Origin of the sequence: Thalassobellus citreus (genome assembly GCF_044385915.1) — a bacterium.
GTDB lineage: Bacteria > Bacteroidota > Bacteroidia > Flavobacteriales > Flavobacteriaceae > Thalassobellus > Thalassobellus citreus.
In genome coordinates this window covers 91,629-108,054 of record NZ_JBISCC010000129.1, presented here as the reverse complement: position 1 = coordinate 108,054, position 16,426 = coordinate 91,629, and the positions used below count along the sequence as shown (strand labels likewise).

The 16,426-nt window shown below is 31.1% G+C and carries 12 protein-coding genes and 1 pseudogene; 4 read left to right on the top strand and 9 right to left on the bottom strand.

From position 1 onward, the window contains the following. Positions 1-67 precede the first annotated feature (67 nt). From ACH5TX_RS16465 to ACH5TX_RS16455, 3 genes are read left to right on the top strand one after another with little or no spacing between them, the layout of a single operon-like run. Positions 68-3,157 carry a putative glycosyltransferase family protein gene (locus tag ACH5TX_RS16465; protein WP_439340585.1) on the top strand — a complete coding sequence of 1,030 codons (3,090 nt, stop codon included), beginning with the start codon at positions 68-70 and terminating at the stop codon, positions 3,155-3,157. Then, complete coding sequence (locus tag ACH5TX_RS16460) at positions 3,157-4,359, top strand: hypothetical protein (protein ID WP_439340584.1); 1,203 nt, start codon at positions 3,157-3,159, stop codon at positions 4,357-4,359. The genes ACH5TX_RS16465 and ACH5TX_RS16460 overlap by 1 nt, the downstream gene beginning before the upstream one ends. Further along, positions 4,356-5,873, top strand: coding sequence for a glycoside hydrolase family 2 TIM barrel-domain containing protein (locus ACH5TX_RS16455; RefSeq protein ID WP_439340583.1), 1,518 nt, complete (start codon positions 4,356-4,358; stop codon positions 5,871-5,873). Before ACH5TX_RS16460 ends, ACH5TX_RS16455 begins: the two co-directional genes overlap by 4 nt. Here the strand turns inward: ACH5TX_RS16455 and ACH5TX_RS16450 are convergent. The 4 genes from ACH5TX_RS16450 to ACH5TX_RS16435 form a co-directional block, all read right to left on the bottom strand. Continuing rightward, positions 5,863-7,080, bottom strand: a complete 1,218-nt coding sequence (locus tag ACH5TX_RS16450) for a glycosyltransferase (protein ID WP_439340582.1) — start codon at positions 7,078-7,080, stop codon at positions 5,863-5,865. The genes ACH5TX_RS16455 and ACH5TX_RS16450 overlap by 11 nt on opposite strands. A 103-nt stretch (positions 7,081-7,183) precedes the next feature. Beyond that, entirely contained in the window at positions 7,184-8,440 is a 1,257-nt protein-coding gene (locus ACH5TX_RS16445) for an oligosaccharide flippase family protein (RefSeq protein ID WP_439340581.1), read from the bottom strand. Then, positions 8,421-8,729, bottom strand: a complete 309-nt coding sequence (locus ACH5TX_RS16440) for a hypothetical protein (RefSeq protein WP_439340580.1) — start codon at positions 8,727-8,729, stop codon at positions 8,421-8,423. Before ACH5TX_RS16440 ends, ACH5TX_RS16445 begins: the two co-directional genes overlap by 20 nt. 26 nt (positions 8,730-8,755) lie before the next feature. Continuing rightward, positions 8,756-9,034 carry an STAS domain-containing protein gene (locus ACH5TX_RS16435; RefSeq protein ID WP_439340579.1) on the bottom strand — a complete coding sequence of 93 codons (279 nt, stop codon included), beginning with the start codon at positions 9,032-9,034 and terminating at the stop codon, positions 8,756-8,758. A gap of 156 nt (positions 9,035-9,190) precedes the next feature. Between ACH5TX_RS16435 and ACH5TX_RS16430 the strand changes: the two genes are divergently transcribed. Further along, complete coding sequence (locus ACH5TX_RS16430) at positions 9,191-11,251, top strand: tetratricopeptide repeat protein (protein WP_439340578.1); 2,061 nt, start codon at positions 9,191-9,193, stop codon at positions 11,249-11,251. Positions 11,252-11,269: 18 nt separating this feature from the next. Here ACH5TX_RS16430 and ACH5TX_RS16425 read toward each other — a convergent pair whose 3' ends face one another. From ACH5TX_RS16425 to ACH5TX_RS16405, 5 genes and pseudogenes are all read right to left on the bottom strand, one after another. Next, complete coding sequence (locus ACH5TX_RS16425) at positions 11,270-11,629, bottom strand: hypothetical protein (protein ID WP_439340577.1); 360 nt, start codon at positions 11,627-11,629, stop codon at positions 11,270-11,272. A gap of 315 nt (positions 11,630-11,944) precedes the next feature. Then, positions 11,945-12,355: pseudogene (tnpA, locus tag ACH5TX_RS16420) on the bottom strand (IS200/IS605 family transposase). A gap of 312 nt (positions 12,356-12,667) precedes the next feature. Then, positions 12,668-15,247 carry a DUF6923 family protein gene (locus tag ACH5TX_RS16415; protein WP_439340576.1) on the bottom strand — a complete coding sequence of 860 codons (2,580 nt, stop codon included), beginning with the start codon at positions 15,245-15,247 and terminating at the stop codon, positions 12,668-12,670. A 147-nt stretch (positions 15,248-15,394) separates the two neighbouring features. Beyond that, positions 15,395-16,099, bottom strand: a complete 705-nt coding sequence (locus ACH5TX_RS16410; RefSeq protein WP_439340575.1) for a LytR/AlgR family response regulator transcription factor — start codon at positions 16,097-16,099, stop codon at positions 15,395-15,397. Positions 16,100-16,108: 9 nt separating this feature from the next. Continuing rightward, a complete protein-coding gene (locus tag ACH5TX_RS16405) occupies positions 16,109-16,426 on the bottom strand; it encodes an Hpt domain-containing protein (RefSeq protein ID WP_439340574.1) in 318 nt (105 codons plus the stop codon).

Sequence of the window (16,426 nt, the reverse complement as noted above, 5' to 3'; positions counted from 1 at the left end):
AATTAAAAATGAAAGCTCCACTTAATTTATTTATATTTACATTAACAAGATTGTTACTACATATTTAATGAAAGAAACAACAAATAAATACTTAATTGTAGCCTTACTTTTAGGATTGGCTTTTCATGGAACTTCTATATTCTTTACTTTAGAAACGACCTATGATGCCTTAATTCATTTGTTTTTTGCCGATCATTATTCTAACAGTTGGTTTGAACCCTGGAACCAAAAATGGTATACAGGTTTTACGGTAATGAGTTATCCGCCTTTAGTACATCAATCTATTGCAGCACTTTCGTTTATTGGAGGTCTTAAATTTGGCATGTTTACAGTCGCTTTAATTAGCATAGTTCTTTTTATTACTGGTGTTTACAGATTTTCGCTACTTATTACATCGAATAGAACCGTGGCTGGTTATGCGTCTATTTTAGCTGTTTTATCGTCATCTTTTGTTGAGACTTTACACATTTTTGGGCAGCTCCCTAGCATTATTGGTATTGCCGTTTTAATGCATGCCTTACCAGAAATTTATTTATGGTTAAAAACAGGTAAGTACCGTTATTTATTTACATCGCTGTCATTAATTGCCGTTACTGTAACCTCACACCATGTGACTCCTATATTTGGAATGATATTTTTTATTTTCCCACTAATAGGCATGGTAATTATGGATGTTTCAAGAGAACAGGTAGATTCTGTAAAAGCCATTACCATTAAAGTATTTTTAAATAGTTTTTTTAAACTTTTTAAACGTATTATAAGTTTTGGAATGCTTTCACTGGTTATTATAGTTGGCTGCATTTTACCATATTGGATAAATTCAAAAAACAACCCCATTACTCAAGTTCCAATTCCTCATGGTTCTCGCGATAATTTTTTAGAGATTACATCGTCTGGGTTAGTATTCTTTTTAATTCCTTGGGGTATTTTATTAATACTTCTCCCCTACATCTTTTATAGATATTACAGCAAACGGTATTTGTTTTTTGGGTTTTCAATAACAATACTCACTATTTTAGGAACTGGAGGCACCACCTTTATTCCTAGACTTTTTTTAGGTGAAACTGCTTTTAACATATTAACATTAGATCGCTTTACGCTTTGGGCATCCATCATGTCCTTACCGCTTTTTGGAGAATTCGTATTTCGCTTCGCTGAAGGCGATTTAAAACAACTTATTCAAAATAGATTTGGTGCCATTTATCATCGACTCATTGGTGGTTTACTTGCTGGCTCATTTATATTCATGACCATATTCACAATGAGCTTGGGTTATTTTAGACCTTCACAACCTCAGCAAATTAAGATGTTGCCTATTGTGAATTTCCTTAATCAAGACCAGCACGATCAATGGCGGTATATGACTTTAGGATTTGGTGATCAAATGGCATGGTTATCTGCACAAACCAACGCTATGAGTGTTGATGGTAATTACCATTCTGCAAGACGTTTACCTGAGCTTACCACACGCCCTATTGAACGTTTAGAAAACTCTAAATTTAAAGGTGTTGAAGGTATAGGGTCGTTACAACAATTTTTAACCACACCCGAAAAGTATAACTTTAAGTATATTTTTTCTAATGATAAATTTTACGATCCTATTTTATATTTCTGTGGTTGGCAACGCTTACGGCAATTAGAAAACGGCATACAGGTTTGGGAAAAACTAAACGTCCCACCTATGTCTTCTATTTTACCAAAAGATGATGTTGCAAAATGGCAAAAAATACTGTGGGGTATTATGCCTTTCCTAACAGTTATTATTGCTTTTATTTTAAATATTCAAATGCTTTGGATTCGATTATTAAAAAGAAAGCGAAAAGTTATTCCTGAATATTTAAAATTTAAAAATAACTATACTAAGTTTTCAAAAGGTATTCTTAGAATTACTCATATTTGGTCGGTAATTTTAGCTATTATAGCATGTTTTGGTATTTACAAATTCTATATTAAAAATGATGCGCACCATTCTCCTGAAAATGCATTACTAACCTATTATGATGCCTTAGATTTTAAAGAATTTGAAAAAGCATATAGCTTAATTAATCCGAAAAGTAATTTACCTATGGCTCAGTATATGTTGGAAATATCGGTTACCGATGGCCTACTGAGTTCTTATGCGAAATTAGATGCTATTGAAACTATTATCACTTCTAAAACAGACAATTTAGCAACCGTAAAAGTAAACACCAATTGGATTACGCCTTTAGAAAAAATAAACAAAACCGATTATAAATCGTTAGTAAAATTAAAAGGAAAATGGTTTATTCAACCAGATGATATCGATCTAGACTTACCTCCAGATCAACTGTATTCAGGTAATCTTACAAAATATTTTAACCAAGGACGCCGACGCATCACTACAGAACAAACACACCATGAAGATGTTTTAAAACAACCTGTTTTAGAAATACTATCTGCTAAATTGGTAAAACACAATAACAGTTATGCTTTAATTGGTGAAGTTCAAAATATAGATAACGTCCCAGCTGATGTTGTTTTAAAAGGCACTTTGTATAACGATGCCAATAAAGAGTTAGCAACCTACAACGCTAAATATCATGTTAAGCATAAATTAATGCCGAAGGAAGTGAGTTCTTTTAAAATTAATTTTGAAGGTATTGCCTGGTCTAAAACTCAAGATTCTATTCCTAAAACCTTTAACCCTGATGAGTTTACTCCTGTTGAATTTGAAGAGCAACCTACAAAATTCAACTTGCAAATAGCAGGTAATGTTTCAGGATCTGATTTATATAAAGATGCGACTTTAAGTGATTTAAATATTTCAACAAATACTATTTCAGGGAAATTATTTAATTCTGGATTAGAAGAAATCACCATTCCGCAATTAATAATTACGTATTATGATACCAATAAGAATATGCTTTGGGTAGATCATCATTTCATAGAAAAAGGCATCAGACAACAACGGCAACAAGCTTTTGAATATCCTATTCTAAAAAATGACAGCATTAACATCATAAATGAAAATATGAAAAACTGTTTTGTTAATGGCTTACCAAACGCATCTATTTCTAACAAAGTAGTTCCAAATAGAATTGACAATCAAACACATACTGTTTTACAACCCATAAAACATGCAAACTATAGTTTTATAAAAATTGAATTGAATAGCTATATAGGAAATCCGAATTAATGAAAATAAAATTCACATATCTACTTATTATATCAATGGTGTTTTCTTCATTCACAAGCACTGTAAAAAACAATGATGCATTTAAATTGCTCACTACCTCAACAGAATTTGAAGCTGGTAGCTCTATTTCTTTAAAATTCTCAAATGAAAGTAGCGAAAAACCTAATTTATATTTAAGCAATAGCTATGGTTCAACTATAATAAAACCCAATACTGAATCTGGTATTTTAAATTATCAAATACCTCAAACAATATCTAACAAAACAGGAATTGTAAACTGGAAATTATTAAGTACGTCTTCCCTTTCAGGGAAATTCAAAATTACATCAAAACAAAAAGTAGCAAGCATGGAAACCTATTTAGGTCCACCAAGTATTGAAGCTGGTGGAACAGACTATGCTATGCTCGTTGTTATTCCTACCGATGTTTTAGATAACCCGTTAACCGATAGCACCAAAGTAAACGTAAAACATCAGTTTTTAGAAAATCAAAATGATGAAGATATCCTTATAAAAAATAACATTGCTTATAAAAACATCTATTCTGAAACAAAAACAGGAAGAATTTTGGTGTCTTCAGAATGTCTAGGCATTAATTCAAAAGAATATACAATCAACGTACTACCTGCTATTCCAACAGATTTTAGTATTTCATACCAACGAAATCATGACTATGCCGATGGCAACCAAATAACAAGCTTCTCTACATCTACAATAAAAGATAAACATGGCAATATTGTGAGTGATGGTACCTATGTAGAATTCTTTATAAATAATACTTCAAAAAATATTTTAAAAACATTTGGAACGACAATAAATGGTATTGCAAAGGCTAAAATGATTCACCCAGACCATGAAGATAATTGGACGGTAAAGGCATTTATTGAAGGCATGGCAGAAAGTAATTCTATAACATTAGCTTATAAACCTGTAATTACAAATTTTGACGTCGCTTTCTCTTCAAACAATAGAATAATAACTATTGGTCCTCTAAAAAGTTTTATGAATCAAATGATTCCTGATGGCTTAGAAGTATCGCTTTCTATTTATGAAAACAACACAAAATTAAAAACACTTTATAAAAGCTCATTTGAAGGTTTTGCTACTTTTAAATTAGATACTAATAATGCTCCGAGTAGTACTTATACGTTTATAATTAAAGCTGCTGGCATTGAAAAAACACACTCAAACATAAAGCTATGACGTCTACTAATAAAAACATATTACGAAGTGTTTTAGTGATGTCTTACATTGCTATTATTGCATTTATACTATTTGGCATTAGTAGTTTATATAGTTACCTGAATACTGGAGCCGATAGAAGTTCTATGCTTCATACAGAAATTAAAAAAATAGATCAATACTTACCAAAACTAGAATGGGCGCCATTAGAAAATGAAGGTCGCCTCATGGATGCACAAACTTTAAACAGTATTCAAAACGATTATTTAGATGCTTGGTACGTAAAACATATAGCATATAAAACCAATACCACTAACGGCATTGAAGATTATTACACCGAAAGTGCTCGAAAAAACTTTATAGATATTGTAAAGGAGAATACAACTAAAAATATTACTGTAGATGGTACAACTTTAGAACATCACCTTAATCTCGATTTTTTTAGTGAAGACGGGCAACTTATTGTGTTTACTGATACTGGAGTTATTGAATACAAACATATTTACGAGAATAAGACTAGTGTTTTAGAAACCACTGAGACATCTAGCTATAAAATTATTATGCTTTTAGAAGATGGTTTTTGGCGCATTAGAAATATGATAAAAGAAGAGAGTAGCAATTATATAAATGCATTTACTCCTGCTTCAAATAAAGTCACTGAATTAAAAGGAATAAACTACTATCCGCAAGCATCTCCTTGGAGTATGTATGATGATACCTTTGACACCAACATTATTTCAAAAGATTTTAAAATTATTAAAGATGCAGGGCTAAATAGCATCCGCATTTTTGTGCCTTATGATGATTTTGGACAAGCGAATGTGAAAAAGGAAAAATTAGAAAAACTCATTCAGGTGTTAGACCTAGCCGAAACTCACAAACTAAAAGTCATGGTCACACTTTTTGATTTTTATGGCGATTATTCTGTTTTAAACTGGACACTGAATCAGCATCACGCAGCAACCATCGTGTCTGCATTAAAAAACCATAACGCTTTGTTGGCTTGGGATATAAAAAACGAACCCAATTTAGATTTTGAATCTAGAGGAAAAAACCTTGTAATTTCTTGGTTAAATACAACCATTGATTTAGTAAAATCTATAGACAAAAAACATCCTGTTACTATTGGCTGGTCTAATGCCGAAAGCAGCACAATTCTTAAAAATAAGTTAGATTTTATAAGTTTTCATTATTATGAAAAGTTAAAAGACTTAGACAAAACATATAAAGCTTTACAACTTAAAATGCCTAATAAACACATAGCCATTACCGAGTTTGGTTTATCAACATATAAAGGTTTATGGAATCCGTTTGGTAATTCAGAAAAAGATCAAAGTAATTATTATAAAGAAGCTCAAGGTATATTTAGCGATAATAAAATATCGTTTATGTCTTGGACACTTTACGACTTTACTAAAATACCAAAGGAAGTCGTTGGAAGACTTCCTTGGAGAAAACGGGCTCAAGAGCATTTTGGTTTAATTAACAAAAATGGAGAGACTAAACCCGCATTCGAATATATTTCTAAGCAATAATCTCTTCAGATTTCACTTGTTTTATTTCAGATTTTCTAGCTATAATATTTTCAAAAGTATTTAAATAAATATCTGCTATTCTAGACATAGGATACGCTGTTGCTGCTTTATAATTAGCCTTTTCTAATTCAATACGATAGCTATTATTTACAAGAATTTTTTGAATAGCTAATGCTAAACTATATACACTTGTAGGTTCAAAAAACTCACCTTTATAACCTTCATCTTTTACTAAAAGAGCTAAGTCTCCTAAATCGGGCATAACCACTGCTTTACCATAACTACCAGCTTGATGCAACACCCCAGAACTTCCAGTTGTAGACGTATACGGAAATACTACTAAGGCACTTTCTTTAAATAATTTTGGCACATCTTCTTCTGATACATAACCTGTAAACGTAATACCATCTAAATGTTTGTAATTTTCTTTAACTGCGTCTAAATAACCCGGTGTGTTTGGGTTATCGGTTCCAGCAATAACAACTTCTAAATTTAAATGAGTCGTTCTTTTTATATGCTCAACCGCTTCAATCATCTTCTCTACTTTTTTGTAGGTTCCAAATTTTCCAAAGGTCATAATTTTAAAAGGTTCTAACGGAATATCATAACTAGGTTCATCTAGAATTTCAAAAGTACCATGTGGTATTAACTTCACGTTATTCACTTTATATTTTGCTTCTAAAACATCTACATATTTCTGCATAGTTACAGCAACAGTATCAGCTTGAAGAATTAATTTGGTTAAGGTGCTTCCGATAAATCCGTAAATTTTCTGCATCCATTTATTACTTGTAAAGCCTGCTTTTCCTAAATCTACTTCTTCAAGAATATTGTGTAATAAAACAATATTCGGAATCTTTTTCAGCTTACAAACCAATGGTAACATTAATCCTAAAGCAGCTGCTACTTTTTTATCACCAAACTTCATAAATTGTAAATTAAACAACACCGCATCTGGTTTTTCTTGATTTATAGCTTTGGTTACATTTATAATGTTTGTATAGCTATTAAATGTCCAACATTCTTTGATGGTCATTTTACAACCTTGCTCTGTAAATGTGATATCTTTTTCACCTTCAGTTCTATCGGTTAACAGAACTAATTCTGTGATAGGTTCTTTTTGTCTAAAGTGTTTTACTAAATGAAATGCGTACTCGTTCAATGTTACTTTACTTGGGGGATACGCTGTTACGATTGCTAATTTCATAATAATCTGGTTTTAATTATAATACAAATTTGGGCTTTTATCTTTTTAAAAAGAGGTGATTACAGGTGAGGAAACATTTGCTGTAGACGAATGGTAAATTACTTTAGATTAAGCTTTTTTTCGACTTTAATTGATCTACTTTAAAAAATGCTAACTGGATAACTAATAACATTAACATTGCTATAATTTGCATGTGCACCACTTGCTCTAAACTATCATGGTAAAACACTACCAAGCCCATTTGAAGCATACCAAATACACCAGAAATAACAACAGGTATATATTTATCTAAAGACAAATAGTAATACGCAAATATGTTAGATATGGCGAACATAGAAGTCGCAATAGCATATTTCCATAATAATGGTGCCATAGCAATGTAACTGTCCCCAAATAATAAGGTAATAATGGTTTCAGGGAAACTAATGCAAACACCAATAATGGTTATTGAAATAACAGCTATATAACCTACATATTTAAACAATATAGAAGCCGTTTCTTTACCTTCCTTTTTAAGTTGCACCACCGTTGGTAGTAACAACATCACAAACATCCAAGCAATGAAATAAACAATACGACCAATGAGTGCTAAAGAAGCATACAAACCAGCTTCATACGATTCAAAATAATGTTTCACTAAAAGAATATCGCTATTATTAATAATGATTTGAGTAAGTTCATAAAAGACTGTGATAATAAAAAAACTTCTAATATTTTTTGAATGAACTTTACTTAGTACAAGTGTTTTCTGCGGAAGCATATTACTAAACTTAAACGGTATCAATCCGAATAAAAACGAAGCTAAAATCCCCACAGCTATAACAACAGATGATTGAATATTGAATATTAGAATAAGTCCTAATGTTATTATTAAACGACTTAACATTTCTAATTGATAGGTTATAGATAATGATTTAAAAGACTTTTTCCCTTGAAAGACACCTCGATTCACGCTCATTAAAAAATAAAGCGGTACGCCACAACCAAACACAACAAACATACTTGAGGACGACGTATTAAAAACCTGTTGTAACTGACTTGCAAAAACGACGATTAAAATCCCCATAGCTATTCCTACCAAAAGAGCATTTTTATATACTTTAGATATAAAACTTTTGAATAACTCATTTTCAAAAAGTACTGAAAATTTTGCCGTAACTAATTGAAATGTCATAGCAGCAAAACTCAATACTAACAAAAAGGTTATAAGTACAGCGGCATCTGCAAATTGTGCAGGGCCTAAAATGCGACCAAGAATTAAATTGTATAAATAATTACCGCCATTTACTGCCAGAACACTTATCATAAACAACTGTTCTGGCGAAATACTTTTCTTTAAACTATTGCTTATCGTAATCATTTTTAAATATGGTATTTAAATTCGCTTTCTTAAATTGATTTCTAATCCTTTTATTTCCTTTTCCTAGAACAAATAGTACTTTGCTTCTCTTCTTTGCTTTTTCAGATATAAAACGCATAACTTCTAAAGCTTTATTATCAATTTGTTTTACTTTTTTAAGACTTATTACAACCTCATAATAGGTGTCTAATAAGTTGTTAAAATAGGTTTCAACTTTGTTTGTATGGTCATTAGTGAAATCTCCATGTATTTCATAAACGCCTTGATTATTTATTATTTCAAAATTCATAATAGTATCGATTTAGGGGTTAATGATTAAGCTACATTGTTATAATACAAGTCATCATAAACTTCTTTACAACCTGTTCCAACGATATAAATCTTTTTATCAAGAGCAACAGATTCATTATAAATATATCGCATAGCGTTCATGCCATTAGTATCAATTTCTACTACATTTTCAATGTTAATTACTAATTCGTCACAAGTTTTTAAAGCAAACTTTAAATGGCTTTGAAAGTTTAAAGCCGTCATAGCATTAATAGTTCCTTCTACTAAAAATGTTTCTCTTTGTTGTGTGATTTTAAGTGCCATAATTTCTAGATTTTAAAAGTTAATATTTCTTGTTTCTGACACAAATATCTTTGAAGAATCAGTGGGAGGACGTTTAATTTCGTTCAGTGGTAGATTGCTGTAGGTGAATGAATAGGTTCTTGTCCGTAACTTGCAATAGAACAAAAAACCTAAATTATGTCTATTAAAAATCACGTTATATTACTAGTCTTTTTTATATCAACTTTGGTGTATTCACAGAATATGCAAGAAGGCTTTACGTATTTAGAAACAGGAAACTACCAAAAAGCTGAATCTTTTTTTACAACCATATTAAAAGACTATCCAAATAACAAAACGGCTAAATTATGTTATGGACGTGCTGTTGGGTTGTTAGGAAATTCAGATCAAGCGGTTTATATATTTACAGACTTACTAGCTACCTATCCAAACGATTTTGAAATTAAATTGAATTATGCAGAATCTTTACTTTGGAACAAAAACTATAACAATGCCAAATCTTTTTACGAAAACTTAATTAAAGAAGATGACAAAAGTTTTCCTGCGCTTTTAGGTTATGCTAACACACTTTCTAATTTAAAAATATACGATGAAGCTTTAATTTATGTGAATAAAGCTTTAGATGTTTTACCAGGAAACTCAAATGCATTAACATCTAAAAAGTATATCTATTTAGGATATGCATATCAAAATCAGCAAGCTCAAAATTATGACGAAGCTGAAACGCTTTTAAAAGAAAATCTAACTCTTTTTAATAATGACAATGACACCTTATTGAATCTTGCAAACCTCTATTTAATTGCTGGCGAATTTGATAAAGCTGAAAGCACATATAACACCATTGCCGAAAATCCAGAAAACAAAATAACAGCATTAAACGGTCTTTCTTTAGTTAAGCACTTAAAAGGACAAGAAAAAGAGGCTTTAAAAATTAGCGAAGAAGCATATAATACTATTTCGAATATAGATGACGCCACATTGATTCAACAAACTAAAGAGCGTTACATACAAGCTTTAATTTGGAATAAATCATATAAAAAAGCGGAAACATTAATTGATGCTATTATTAAAGAAACACCAAACGAAAACTGGATTTTAGCTTTACGCGCCACACTAAACATTTATAAAAGTGATTTTAAAAAGAGTGTTGCCGATTACAATCGTATTCTAGAAAATGATAGTACCTCGTTTGATGGTAATCTAGGAAAAGCAAATGCATTAAAGGCTCTAGGGTATTATGATGACGCATACCAATCGGCAAATAACACGTTATCCTTTTATGAAAATCAAAAAGATGCTACCAACTTTATTAAAAACTTAAATGCCACCTTTACCCCATCATTAGAAACCAAGGCGTCTTACTCGTTTGATAATGGCGATAATGAAGCTTATGCATTTCAAAGTCGTTTAGAATTCCCAACCTCAACCAAATTTAAGTGGTTAGCTAGTTATGCATACAGAACAACTAGCAACAACATTACAAACAGTAAAGCCAATTCAAACCAAGCATTATTTGGTTTAGGCTATCAATTGTTACCTAATGTTACTTTCAAAGGAAGTGTTGGTGTAATCTCAGCAAAAGTAAACACCGATGATTACACACAATTATTAACCGATGTATCATTCAATATAAAACCTTTTAAATTACAGACTTTAGATATTGGTTATAAACGCGAAATACAAAGTTTTAATGCCGATTTACTAGATAGAGAAATCGTTATGAATAACTACTACGCGAATTACAACCTGAGTACAAACTTCAACCTAGGTTGGTTTACACAGTATTATTACACTTCGCAAAACGATGCTAATAACCGTAATTTATTATTTACTTCGTTGTATTACAACATACTTAGTAAACCATCTTTAAAAGCAGGTTTCAACTACCAATACATTACATTTAAAAACCAAGTGCCTACCATTTATTTTAGTCCAGAAAAGTTTAATGCTGTTGAAGTTTTTATAAACCTGATTAAAGATGAAGCAATTACCAAACCAAACGAATGGTTTTACGAGTTAACAGCTGCCACTGGTTTACAATACATTGAAAACGACAGCAAACAAAGCACCTACAGAATACAAGGAAAACTAGGTTATAAATTTACAGATCGTGCTTTATTGAATATTTACGGAACCAAGAGTAATATAGCTTCTGCTACAGCAGCTGGTTTTACTTTTACAGAAATTGGATTGCGTTTTAAATGGGTGTTGTTTGATAAGCCTGTTTTTAGGGAGTAATACAATGGATACTTACCTTTAGTTTAATGATTCCCATACATTTTGAATCTTATTCAATTTAATTAAAAATGGAATTAACAGTGCTAATTCTAATCGTATTGAAATATTAAACCCTTCTTGAAAAAATGGTAAAACAAGCATTGAAATTGTGCAGATAACAATGCCAATTATGGCATCAATTTTCCCCATTTTTATAGCATAATCTTTTTCTAGCCACAATGAAAATGCAGTAAAGCCTTTAAAAATCCCAATAGCTATTATCATCAATCCAATTAAAGAAAACTGCTCATTTGTTTCAAATCCATAAAATGATAAATTGGCTCTTATATTAGCAAATCCTAAAATTAAACATACAAAAGCTAATAATCCAAATAACATGAAAATCCAACAAAATATTTTCACCCACCACGGCAGAAGCATTCTTCTCCTTACTTCTATGTTTTCAAATTCCTCAAATTTACTTTGCTCTGAATTACTTCTCCATTTTTTGCTTTTATGTTTTTAATATTTATTGTCTTATTATAAATATACTGCCCCTCTGGAGCTTAAATTTAATGTTTTATAATTTAGCCTATTAATATATAGTCACGCTGTGACTGTTTTATTATTTCTTTTTTGAATATAAACAGCTCCAGAGGAGCGACATTAATCATCTGTAAAAATATATTCTGTCTTATATTCAATATTATAAGCTTAAAAAAAATCAGCATATTTTTCTTTAAATGTTTTAACTCTATGATGTTCTTCTTGATTTTTAATATAATGAATCACTTTATTTACTCCAGATTTACTAACTGTGAAGGCTCAAAATCCTGTTTGCCATTCAAATTTTCCATTTACAAAACGTTTCTCGTTAATCCATTTAGATGAATTTGCTTTTATATCTCTTATTAAATCTGATAAATTACAATTTGGTTTTGTACCAATTAATAGATGCAAATGATTTGGCATACCATTAATAATCAATAACTTTTGATCTTTATTAGATATAATTCCTGTAATGTATTTATACAACTCGTCTTTCCATGTAGCCTTAATTAGATTCTTTCTGCCTTTTACAGCAAAAACTATATGGAAATAAAGCTGTGTATATGTGTTTGCCATGTTATAAATATATCGCTCCTTTGGAGCTAAATTTAATGCTCTTTTTTCTATTAATATGCTGCCACGCTGTGGCTGCTTTTATTTTTCATCTTTTTCGGTATAAAAGCTCCAGAGGAGCATCATATTAATAAACTTTAATTTCTTATCTATTTTTTAAGCTCCATAGGAGCGACATTTATCACCTTTGAAAAGATAACCTGTTCTATATTCAACTCAATAAATATACTAAATCAAATCCGTTTCTTACAAAAAAACAAAAAGCAAAAGAAATGACTCTTTTGCTCTTTAAAATTTGGAGGGAATTGCTATTAATTATTCTACAAGTAACTTGACTACTTTATATTGTTTGTATTTACTCTTAATTTTACAAAAGTATAATCCGGAAGTTAACTGCTGTCTATTTAGAGGTATTTCGTTTTTGCCTGTTACAGCTTCAAACGACACTTCTTTTACAAGCGATCCTAATTGATTATAAACTTCCAACACCGCAGTTTCCGATTGTACTGCTGAAAAATGAATAACCGTGTTGTTCTTCATTGGGTTTGGTACTGCAAATGTGTTTATATTTTCTTCATTTAAAACTTCTATCGAAAGCGTTTTACTTGTTGAAAAACGAAGTTGTTGTAAATTCATTTCTTTAGTTTCTACCTCGCCATTACTAGCCAACATGGTAAATACAATTGAAGTTACATCATCTAAATCCATATCTGCTCCAGTTACAGATTTAAACTCGGTAAACGGAATGCTAAAACCTTGCATGGCATCGGTTAAATTTATAGCTGTTTTATATTGGTTTTCCCAATTGCTAACACTTGCTTTTACTAACCTAATAATTAAAGTACCCGTACCTTTTGCTTTTAATTGAAAGCTATTATAATTTGATAAATCTATAGGATTAAATTTAGGAGTTAAAGCCCTATAGGCTGCAACATATTCACTGGTGGATGCCGTTAATTCTATATTACGTTCTATTGGATATTCGTCATCATTAAATTGCTCATCGTTTGTTTGAATAGTGTAACTACTAACACTTGTACTTGGTGCTGCATCATCATAGCCCCAAGGGCCATCAGACATAAATAAATCGTCTGGTGTAGCAATACCATCTCCTATTCTAAAGCCAATATCAAATAAGTTTCCTGCATCTACTTCTACATTAGAAATATAATTTCCATTTAAATCAATTGAAGACGACACATAATTGACTCCTTCTGTTTCGGTAGCTCTTAATCCGCCATCAAAAATCACATTATTACTTCTGTTAGTGTTTACTATTTGTAAATCTAGTTTCCCATTTTGATAATGTCCTTTTCTAACAAAAACAGTTGGCGGTGTAGAATTGTTAAAACTTGCAATGGGTTTTTGAACTTCTAATAAACGCACCACTTCTTCTCCAAGTCTTAATAAATCATCTAAAGAATTAGACCATATTTGGAAATTATAAAAAGGAACATTTTTTTCGTATTTATCTAAAGTCCAATGACTCTCTATAGCAAAATCAGCATCATTATTAACGGGTTTAGCAGATAAGCTTAATACAAACTCTAACGAGCCATCAATATTTCTTATTAGTGATTTAATGAATTTTTGCTCTCTAATTTCTATGGTTGACACCGAAATTAATTGAGCTCCTAACAATCTATCGCAAATGTATTTGGTATGCTCATAAACACCTTTGTCAGTTTTTAGAAGTAGTACGGAAGCCACGGCTTCATCATTACGCATATAATCTACCGAGTATAAATCGGTGGCATTGGTAATGTTCAACAAATCTTTAGGAGACGAGTCTATTACATAATCTTCATTTATTATATCTAACGGAATAAAATCTGATAGTTGAATACCTCCTTTACTAGAAGCTGATTTTCCGTATCGTGATGATTTTGAAAACTTTTTTGCAATACTTTTATCAAATTTATAATTGTTTTTTGTACGATTGAAATTTCGTTTACTTATCTGTTGAGACAGTCTATTATTACTTTCTAACCCACCTGAATTGGCTGTAGAAGTAGGCGCTTCAATAACAGGACACGCAGCATAACCAGAACATGAAGGGTCTTCACAATCTATCAATCCATCGCCATCATCATCAATACCATTGGTACAATCTTCTTGTGGCACTGGAGCTGTTGGACACCGTGCGCCATCATTTTGAGAACTTGAAGGTCCGAATGCAAAAAGATTAGAATCCATAGCGTTTGTACCATCTAAATCTTGAACATTTTGAATGACATAAATAGTTCCTGTTTGATTAGAAGACACATAAAACCTTCCCGATGCATCAAAATAAACAGCGCCGTAAGTATAATTTAATCCAGAAAGAATTGGCACTTCGCCCAAGCTTTCTATAATTCCTGTTTCAGCATCAACACGATATAAAATATTTGTATTCTTTTCTACGGTATATAGTTTCCCGTCTACGGCATTAAATGCCCAATCATGAATACTTAAATTTTGCGTTAAGGTTTTTGTTGCTATATAAGCGCCATAATTATCAGATTCAGGATTTACATCTATAGCATAATAACTCGTTCCGCCTCCTTTTAAATAATACACACCTTCTGCACTTACATCACCCACATAGCGTCCGCTAGTTGGTAACTCATCTACATAAAAAATTAAAGTAGAGAAATCTTTACCAATACGGACAATAGATTTTGAAGGAAAACTTAAAGACCCCCATATAAATCCATCGGTTGGGTTATATGCTGCAGCGTTTACAGTTCCTTCAGTTATATCTGTTGCTACTGCATATGAGTTTCCCGAAGCTAAATCAATCGCATAGACATCGTTATACTGAAATAAGTAAGCGTTGTAGTCGCAATTGAATGGCGTATCTTGAGCAGGAACACTCAAATAACAAAAAGCTAATAATAGTAATATTCTTTTCATGATATAATAGTTTATATCACAAAATTAGGATTGAAAGGTTGCTTTAATTTTTATTTTCGTTAGATCAAAATTAAGTGTAGACGAATGGTTTTTATTAGAAGTTTAGCGTACTAAACACTAATAAATTAGTTTAGACCGAAATTGAATTTAAAGCAAGTTCAATCGTTTCATTAATTCGGGTCTGTTAGAGCGACTTACAGGAATAACATCTTTTTTTATAAGCACACTATTATCTTCTATATCAATTATTTTTTGAATATTAATAATATAAGATCGGTGTACTTTTAAGAATAAATCGGTTGGTAGTTTTTCTTCTATTTTCTTTAGTGTAGAATGCACCGTATAATTTTTATCTTCGGTTTTTACATGAATATAATCGCCTTTAGCTTCAACTAAATAGATGCTGTGAATATCTATTTTTATTAAACGTCTATCAATGTTTACATATAAATCGTTTCCCGAAGAGCTTTCCACGCTTTCTGATGATGTTGCTACTTTTGAAACTGTAGATGCAGCCTTCTGAATGGCTTTTTCAAAACGAGGTAAAGCTATAGGTTTTACTAAATAATCTACAATACAATCGTACTCAAAAGCTTCAATGGCAAATTTAGAATCGCTTGTTGTTAAAATTATTTTAGGCGGATTTTTTAATGTTTGAATAAAATCGAACCCTGTAAAATCGGGCATGTGTATGTCTAAAAATATTAAATCGACTTCATTCTGATTTAAATATTTTATAGCTTGAATGGCATTTGGAAATTCTTCTAACACATTAAGACTAGGTACACTTACACAAAGTTGTGATATAATAGCTCTGGCAGTTGCCTCATCATCAATAATAATACAGTTCATAAAAATACTTTATAGCGTAGCAAAAAAGGTTGTCATGGCTTTAAGAATGTTTTCAAAATCTTCTTTACCAACTGTGCTATTTTCTTTTAAATTATCTTCAAAAGATGCAGCAACCTCATAACTTTTTTCTAGCCCTAAAATACTAATTTTATGTTTAAGTTTGTGTACAATTTCTGCTGATTCTTTAAAATTAGCCGATTTTATATGTTTAAAGTAGATACTTTTTTCTTCTGGAAATTCTGTTTTAATTATTGAAATAAGCTTTTCTTCAAAGGCTTTATCTCCTCCAGATAAGGCATGTATATATGATAAATTGGGCTGTTCCAT